The organism is Jannaschia faecimaris (genome assembly GCF_900107415.1).
Lineage (GTDB): Bacteria > Pseudomonadota > Alphaproteobacteria > Rhodobacterales > Rhodobacteraceae > Jannaschia > Jannaschia faecimaris.
Genome location: NZ_FNPX01000037.1, coordinates 1 through 8,489, shown reverse-complemented (window position 1 = coordinate 8,489; position 8,489 = coordinate 1). Strand labels below are relative to the sequence as shown.

The window sequence follows — 8,489 nt, the reverse complement described above, 5'->3', positions numbered from 1 at the left end:
GGCGGGATCAACCGAACGTCATGTCCCAGAACTGCAATCTCCCGCGCCCAGTAGTGCGATGTGGCACAGGCTTCCATCCCGATCAGACAAGGATCCAACTTGCCAAGAAAGTCGAGCACGGCACCTCGCCGCAGCTTCTTCTGCAAGACAACCACCCCATCCGGATCCACCCCGTGAAGCTGAAAAACGGACTTGGCGAGATCAATCCCGAGTGTTGTAATCTTCATGTGGATGGCTCCTTCTGACTGTTGGTCTCAAACAGCTCCAGCATGGCACATTGCGATGCCGTTCGGGTGGAGCCGTCCACACCATCAGACTACTTCTTGTCGTCCCTACAAGAGCAGTGATGCTGTCGCTTGTTCCGAACGAAGCTGCCTCCACTCCAAGAGAGCAGGGTCCTGGCTCGTTTTGGAAGTGCCCCTGCTTGAAGTGCTCCGCTTTTGGTTGAATTGGTTGCAGACGGAGACGGGAGCAGCGGCAAACTTCTGGAGACTTCGCATGCGGCGAAACCGAAGCATGGCGCGCTCCCGTCGTCGGAAAGGGAGGAGTAAATTCTCCGCCCGATTGTTCAGCCAACGGCCAGTCTCCTGCCCGTCTACCGCCCCGACCTCCTCCAGGGCCGCGCCGTACGAGTGGAGCCGGTCGGTGGCGATTACCTCCGGTCGGCCGTGCTTGCGCATTGCTTTCTTGAGGAATTTCAGCGCGGCCTTCTTGTCCCTCGTCTTCGTCACGAAGCTTTCAAGCATCTCGCCTTCGTGGTCGACCGCGCGCCACAGGTAGTGCCGCCTGTGGCGTCGAGTTCTGCCGGTTCGCATCTGCTTGAATGATGCTGGCATCCGCCGCCAGACGCTGGCCACTCGCCAGCCCCTCCGAGATACAGCGGGCGACAACCGTCTCGAACAGATGCCGCAGCAACTCGCTGTCGCGGAACCGGCCATGACGGTTCTTCGAGAACGTTGAGTGATCGGGAATGCGGTCGCTTAAATCGAGGCGGCAGAACCAGCGATACGCAAGGTTCAGGTGGACCTCTTCGCACAACCGGCGCTCGGACCGGATGCCGAAGCAATAGCCGACCAGGAGCATCCGGATCAGCAGTTCGGGATCGACCGAGGGGCGTCCCGTGTGACTGTAGAAATCCGCAAGGTGGGCACGGATGCTGCTCAGATCGACAAACCGGTCAACCGAGCGGAGCATGTGGTCATCCGGAACGTGTTCTTCGATCGAGAACTCGTAGAAAAGCGCGCCTTGTGCTTCTTGCTGCGGTCCCATCATCGCCGTCCACCTCCGCCAACCCTAACAAAAGTGAATCAGCGATCAGCGGGCCATTCAAGCAGAGTTTTTCAGCAGAATAGGCCCAAAGCGGTCGGATTGAAATCGTTTGCTTTGCGGGTGCAGCAAGCCTCCCGCATAGGTCACTGTGAAAGCTCCACTGCGAGGCAGCCAGAAAAGCGGTCGTTCGTTGCGGTCGCAGTCCACCCTAGCCATTTACGCGTCAGTAATGTTCGCAGCCGCCGGGAGGACAAGCGCATCACAGGCTCATTGCAAGGCCCTTTAGTGGCTCAGTAGATTGAGAACGGGCGCGTCGCCACGCCCGTTCAATGCCTAATAGTTCAGATATGCTTGTGCTCTTGTATGAGACCTTTGAGGATGCACCAACACATCACCAGCAGCACGATCGTGAAGGGCAAGCCGGTTGAGATCACCATCGCCTGCAACGACCCGAGGCCGCCGCCGATTAGGAGCGCGATAGCTACCAGACCTTCAAAGGTGCACCAGAAGACGCGCTGCGGCACCGGCGCATCGACCTTGCCACCGGCTGTGATTGTATCGATCACGAGGCTGCCGGAGTCTGACGATGTCACGAAGAACACGATCACCAGCACGATAGCTAAGGTCGAAGTGATCGAGGCCAGCGGCAGGCTATCCAGCATCGCAAACAGCGACAGTTCCGGTTTGTAGGCGTCAATTACATTGGCTTTCACCGCGCTGGTGTCAATATTTGCGATCATGTCGTTGATCGCGGTACCGCCGAAGACAGCCATCCAGAAGATGCAGACCGCCGATGGGATGATCAGCACGCAGGTCAGGAACTCCCGCACAGTGCGGCCGCGCGAAACACGGGCGATGAACATGCCGACAAAAGGTGACCAGCTGATCCACCAGGCCCAATAGAATGCAGTCCATCCTTCGCGGTAGCCGTCATCCTCGCGACCGAAGGGGTTGGACAGCGGCACGATCTCTTGTGCGTAGGCCACGAGCGTTTTGCCAAAATCCGTGAAGATACCGACGGCCCCCGCGGTGAAGAGCACGAAGAGCAGGAGCAAAATCGCCAGCACCATGTTGATCTCGGACAGGACCTTCACACCGCCGTCGAGACCCCGCAGGACCGAGATCAGAGCGATGGCGGTGATGCCGATGATCAGGATTACCTGAACCGTCACGTTGGCCGGGATGCCGTAGACAAACTCCAGACCGGCATTGGCCTGTTGCGCACCCAGACCAAGCGAGGTCGCAAGGCCAAATAGTGTGGCGAACACCGCGACGATGTCGATCGTGTGACCCCACCAGCCCCAGACACGTTCGCCGAGGATCGGATAGAAGGCAGAACGGATCGAAAGCGGCAGACCCTTGTTATAGCTAAACAGCGCGAGCGCGAGCGCGACAACTGCATAGATCGCCCAAGGGTGCAGCGCCCAGTGATAAGAAGTCGCGGCAAGCGCCATACGCTTGGCTTCTGCCACATTGGCATCAATAAGCGCGCCGTCTTCGGTGAACGGACGCACTGCCCCCAACGGCTCGTCTCCCCAAGGGGTGCCGAAGTAATAGGCCGGCTCCAGAACGCCGAAGAACATCAGCCCAATTCCCATACCAGCCGCAAAGAGCATTGCGAACCAGCCGGCATAGCCGTAATCGGGCGTGGCGTCGGCACCACCCAACCGGACGGACCCGTAGGGCGACACGATGAGCAGCAAGCAGAAGATGACGAAGATATTCGCCGACATCAGGAAGAACCCGTCAAAGGTTGAGGTCAGCGCCGGCCGCAGCCAACCAAAGAACTCGGCCGCCTGCTCCGGTGCCAGCAACGCGTAGACCACGAAGACCACCACCGACAGGCCCGAGATCAGAAAGACTGGGTTGTGAATATCGAGCCCGAAGGGCCCGAACTGCGTTTCAATATTGTCCTGACCAATCTCGTATTCGGTCTCAATGATATCGGAGGCACCCTCGGGCGCGGGTATTCCTGTGTTGACGTCTTCTTCGTCGGCCATGGTTCGGCCTCCTCATTCGTTTTTATTGTTCAACTCTGCGCTTTAAGCGCGCACAACCATTACTGAGCACTTCGCGTGCTCGGCCAGTTTTCCGCCGTTGGACGGCCAGATATGGTCCATCACATTCGGCACATGGCTCGCCATGACGACAAAATCGGCGCCAGTTTCATCGATTGAGCGCATCAGCGCATCGTCAATCTCGGTCGTTGGATCATGCGCGATGGCGGTATGCGCCGACGTTTCGACGCCGTGCTTGGCCGCCTCCACCTCGGCGAATGCGCCAAGCTTTTCGCGGAACTCTTCCGGGTTATGCGCCAATTGGCTGGGTGCAGAGGAGGTTACGCCGACATAGGAAATGGGCACATTGTAGTGCTTTGCTAGGTCAGCTGCGCAGTCGAGCGCGGGCCTAAGTCGTTCGACATGTGCCAGATCGACCGGTGCCATTATCCGTTTGAACATTTTTCCTCCTTAGCGAGCGTGGGGCTCGCAAGTGTATCTCAGATACGGATGAGCCGCACAAACTCGCCTGATTTGCAGGACCGATCGCTCTTCGGCCATTAGAGTGAGCGTACTCCTTAATAGTTGGGGAAAGCAAACAGGCGCGCTGATTTCGTAATCTTCGGACGCTCTCCTGACATGTGGCCAGCTTAGGAAGGTGAACGGCGGTTTGAATCTTGGTGGTTTGATATGCAGTGAATGTCCGGCTCGGGGGAATTGTGCTGCGCTGCCGCAACGCGGTCACGGACCCGACCGACGTGTTGTAGCGAATTTCGCTGCACCCGCATCAGGCGGCTTTGTCCCGCATAGCTGACGTTCGTACGCCGCGCAGCGAACGTCGAGTCTCCGCCTTTCGCGTCGAATGAAGTGCTTCGTTCCAAGGTCTCGAATAGGCGTATTCCGTTGAAAAACTCGTCCCGTGAGTTCGAGCGGTCAGAGTGGCAGAACATCCTCCCGCACGTTCCTGCTCCTGCAAACGATGTTCCCCGAGGGCGATTTCCGAAGAACAGTGTCCTGTAATTTTGAGCTGATTTTGACTTGGCCGAGTTTTTCAACGGAATAGGCTCAGAGCCGCCGCTCGCTGCATGTTGCATGAAGGACCGCATAGGGTCGGGAGCGACGCGCGCCCGAGATGACCGGCTGCGACTTCTGTTGCACTGCCGCAAGTCGGCTTCGAGCCCAAAGCAGCCGGATCGAGATTTCGTCCCTCGCTCGTGCAGCGAACTGATTGCCATCACCGACCCGAAAACCATGCTGCAATGCAGCCATGAAAGCGGCCGTTCGTTGTAGCCGCAGCGCGGTTCGGGGTGTCTATGGCCGAGTTGCGGGACTGAGCAGACCTAAGCGCTCCCGATATGAACGGCTGTTTTCGGAAAATGTTCACTTGTCTGGACGCAACTGGAGCAGCGCAAATCGTGGGTAAGCGTGTATTACAATAGAGGGCACTTACACAGATAATTACCAATTCTGGGTGCCTAGACAGGCTTGCATGGGGCAGGCAGGCCGCCTGACATTGAATTCTCCCCTTGCTTCCTGTATGATTGCGTGGACGGAGCAAGAGGGCCCGCATGATAGCTGGGTTCGAAGTGTGTGCTGGAACATGATGTCCAAGCTGCTCGCAGGTTCCAAATAGACCTATCCGAATAGGGTGGTCGAAACTCACATCATTCAGACAGTTACTGCCGATTGCTTTTCAATCGCAGTGAAGAAGGAGCACCATGAACAGTTATGCACAAGTAAGAATATCAAACCCCGCGCGCTACTTTGAAACACCGGGTCACGTCTTAAGCGACGTTAAGCTCGGGCACGCTGATAAGGTGAAAGTATTGAAGTCGATGGCTGTCGATGCCGATCAAAAGCTGGAGGCAACGTCTGAGGGAATGGCTGGGCCAAATCCGTCATACAACGCCAAGGAACTCCAGTCTGCCCTGGTCCATCTCGAAAACGTAAAAGATGTTGAGGGCGTAGAGACCGCAAATGTTCAAACTGCCCGCTTCCAACGCATCATGGTCGTCACAACGGTCGATCAGCATCTTAACTGCGAAATTGCGGGCACCGCCTTTGACATGGCCGAGAACATGGGCGGCAAGGTCTGCTTGCTCAACGTTGTCCCTTCAGCGTTCGAGGGGGCAGGACTGGCAGCATCAGGACCAATGGTCACTGCGGTTCCTCTTTTCACGACTGACGATGCTCAAATCATCGAAGACCGCCGAGATCAACTTGAGGAATTAAAGACCGCGTGCGGGTCAAGTGTCGAAACCGAAATAGAGGTGCGCAGTGGCCAGATCGAGGAGGTTATTGTCGCATATGCCGATGAATGTGATGCTGATCTCATCATCGTCGGTTCCCCAAATCGATCTTGGCTTGAGGCGCTGCTTGACACGTCAGTCGCCCGCCAGGTCACAAGATCAGCCCTCTGTCCTGTTTTGGTCGTACCAGAACCGGCCTAACCCGTTCCCATCTGGCGAAACTCAAGAAACGAATATGTTTAGGAGGCTACTTGATGGCAAATCTCGCGAAGACAACTGTTTTTAAATCCATCAGCTCCCAAAAGGAAACGCAGTTGGATAAAACTACACTTGTGGTGAGACGCATAATCGAAGACGAAGCTGAAGTCCGTCACAAGAAGACAGCACGTCTTCGCAAAGCCCGCTTTGAAAGAGAGGCTGACACACCTGACATGTAAACCGAAAGCTGACGTCAGTGGACCGAGCAGCATTTTGTAGAATGGGCTCGGAGCGGACTTGCGGCAACGCAGCAGATCAAGTTCGAACTGCACCCCGGAAGCAGACATTCCGCTAACGCCGATAGTTTCCACTTTTCAATTCGTTGGCAAGGTGTTGGGACATTCGGCAGTTGGAAGCGGTCGCTTGGCCAACTGGCGCGTGACGTGAGACCCATCTCTCCTCCGGTTTCCCGAAGAATCCGCGGGTTGATTTCTGGGGCTACGCGGCGGGTATTTCCATCCCCTTCCTTGCCACGAACTCGGCTGGCGGGATGTTCCCGAGGCCGGAATGGGGGCGGTGGTTGTTGTAGTCGTGCTGCCAGGCGCGGATCTCCTGCCGGGCCATGTCGAGGGAAGAAAACAGGGTTTCGTTGAGCAGCTCGTCCCTGAACCGGCCGTTGAAGCTCTCGATGAAACCGTTCTGCATTGGCTTGCCGGGGGCGATGTAATGCCAGTCGATCCCGGTGCGCTGGCTCCACGATAGGATCGCCATGGACGTGAACTCGGTGCCATTATCCGACACGATCATCGCAGGACGGCCGCGCAGGGCGATCACCACGTCCAGCTCCCGGACGACGCGTAAACCTGACAGCGAGGTATCCGCTACGAGGGCAAGGCACTCCCGCGTGTGGTCGTCCACCACCGCCAGAACGCGAAACCTGCGGCCATCCGTCAGCGCATCGCTGACGAAATCGAGGCTCCAGCGCACGTTCGGCGCATCCGGCACCAGCATTGGCCGCCGCGTCCCAAGGGCCCGCTTCCGGCCGCCCCGGCGACGCACCTGAAGTCGCTCCTCGCGATACAGCCGTCGCAGCTTCTTGAGGTTCATCACGATCCCCTGCCGCTCCAGCATCACGTGGATGCGCCGGTATCCAAAGCGTCGCCGCTCGACCGCCACGGCCTTCATCGCGGCCCGCGCGTCGGCGTCGTCCGGGCGGACACTGAGATACCGAACACTCGACCGATCCACGGCCAAGGCCTTGCACGCCCGACGCTGGCTCACGCCGTGCATCGCACAAGCCTGAGCCACCGCTTCCCGCTTCACACCGGGCGCTACCATTTTTTTGCCGCGACATCCTTCAGGATGGCATTGTCCAACATGGCCTCGGCCAGAAGCTTCTTCAGCTTGCCGTTCTCGTCCTCCAGCGCCCTCAGTCGCCGCGCGTCCGACACTTCAAGGCCGCCATACTTCGCCTTATATTTGTAGAACGTCGCGGTGCTCACGCCGTGCTTCCGGCAAACCTCAGCCGTCGGCATTCCAGCCTCCTGCTCCTTCAGCATCGCGATGATCTGCTCCTCACTAAACCTTGATCTCTTCATTCTCCATCTCCTCGTTTGGAGCGGACTCTACCAAAATCTGGTGGAGAAAACGGGGCTCAGGTCAGTTGGACTCGCCCGGCACAGCGGCCGGATCCAAGCTCTGGATCATTGCCTCATAGTCTTGGCGCCGCATCCCACTGGGTATCGTCCCAAACCATTCCGATCGCACGATATTGCCCCCCGCGGACGTTGGTGCCTGCTGGTATTGTGCCTCGAATGCCCGGCTCCCCATCTCGCGACGTTTCGCTTCGAAGTCCGCCAGGTCCATGTGGGCCGGCAGAAGGGCCTGCCCGGGCTTCCGGCCCCAGTTTATGTCCGCTCCAAGTGGGATTAAGCGGTTCTGTGTCTCGATGGCTGGTAGCTCGAGGACGTCCCAGTCACCGGTGGCCACCAGTCTTCCTGGCAAGTCATCTTCGTGCAGCCGCTGTGCGACAACAATCACCGCCCCGGTTTTCGGGCTATCGAGCCGGGTCATCACCGTTCCGGTGAACCAGTCGAAGACAACCTGTCGGCGCGTCTCTGAAGCAACGTCCTCGGCCTTTGTGGGGTCGTCGAGGATCAGCATATCTGCACCTTTACCGGTGAGGGGCCCACCGGCCGAAGTGGCCATGCGGTAGCCATTCGCTGTGGTTCGAAATTCAGCGGTGGAGGCCCGCCTGGGATCCAGACGAAGTAGCGGGAAGGTGGCATGGTTCCAGTTGGCCTCAATGAGCCGTCGGCTGTCACGGCTGAACTCGGCAGCAAACATCGGACCGAAGCGGTGCTACCAGTTCTGCGCGAAGAAATTCCCTGTTAACTCAGAACAGGGAAATCAGTACTAACCCTCTGCAAATACGGATTAATCCAGGGGCGTTTTGACTCAAAATACTATCAAAAATCATAATTTCCCTGTAAATTCCCTGTTTCCAGGGAAATCTGCCAAAACCGAACCCCGCGCATCGCACTACAGAGACGCCCGCCGAAATCAGTCCGGACGCCCAACCAGGCACGCGTCTCTGCTCAGCGGGCATTGCGCTAACCCGCGGAAAGACGGCAGAAATTACGGTGAAATAGGGGACACCTCAGAGAGAAAGGGGTCAGTGGCGGTGGTGTCAGACGGATTCGAACCCGTCTCTGCAAGGACAATGAAGCTGCCCCTTATGCCGCGCCGAGGGCGCGCCACTCTGCGAGAGCGGCGG

The 8,489-nt window shown here is 57.9% G+C and carries 6 protein-coding genes and 3 pseudogenes; 2 read left to right on the top strand and 7 right to left on the bottom strand.

The window, feature by feature from the left end:
- From BLV27_RS18670 to BLV27_RS18650, 5 genes and pseudogenes are all read right to left on the bottom strand, one after another.
- Positions 1-227 (bottom strand): annotated as a pseudogene (locus BLV27_RS18670) (IS110 family transposase); the annotation flags it as partial.
- Positions 228-332: 105 nt separating this feature from the next.
- Positions 333-782, bottom strand: a pseudogene (locus BLV27_RS18665) (DDE-type integrase/transposase/recombinase); the annotation flags it as partial.
- Between the two features lie 13 nt (positions 783-795).
- Positions 796-1,272: pseudogene (locus BLV27_RS18660) on the bottom strand (transposase); the annotation flags it as partial.
- Positions 1,273-1,610: 338 nt separating this feature from the next.
- Positions 1,611-3,269 carry a BCCT family transporter gene (locus BLV27_RS18655; RefSeq protein WP_092647989.1) on the bottom strand — a complete coding sequence of 553 codons (1,659 nt, stop codon included), beginning with the start codon at positions 3,267-3,269 and terminating at the stop codon, positions 1,611-1,613.
- A 42-nt stretch (positions 3,270-3,311) separates the two neighbouring features.
- On the bottom strand, positions 3,312-3,728 hold the full coding sequence (locus BLV27_RS18650; RefSeq protein WP_092647988.1) for a universal stress protein: 417 nt from the start codon (positions 3,726-3,728) through the stop codon (positions 3,312-3,314).
- Positions 3,729-4,984: 1,256 nt separating this feature from the next.
- Here BLV27_RS18650 and BLV27_RS18645 point away from each other — a divergent pair.
- Complete coding sequence (locus BLV27_RS18645) at positions 4,985-5,716, top strand: universal stress protein (protein WP_092647987.1); 732 nt, start codon at positions 4,985-4,987, stop codon at positions 5,714-5,716.
- A gap of 53 nt (positions 5,717-5,769) precedes the next feature.
- Entirely contained in the window at positions 5,770-5,952 is a 183-nt protein-coding gene (locus BLV27_RS18640; protein ID WP_092647986.1) for a hypothetical protein, read from the top strand.
- Between the two features lie 259 nt (positions 5,953-6,211).
- Here the strand turns inward: BLV27_RS18640 and BLV27_RS18635 are convergent.
- A protein-coding gene (locus tag BLV27_RS18635) for an IS3 family transposase (protein ID WP_425283672.1) occupies positions 6,212-7,311 on the bottom strand; the annotation gives its coding sequence in 2 pieces (ribosomal slippage) (positions 6,212-7,050 and positions 7,050-7,311; 1,101 coding nt in all).
- Between the two features lie 61 nt (positions 7,312-7,372).
- On the bottom strand, positions 7,373-8,059 hold the full coding sequence (locus BLV27_RS18630; RefSeq protein WP_092647984.1) for a hypothetical protein: 687 nt from the start codon (positions 8,057-8,059) through the stop codon (positions 7,373-7,375).
- Positions 8,060-8,489 lie beyond the last annotated feature (430 nt).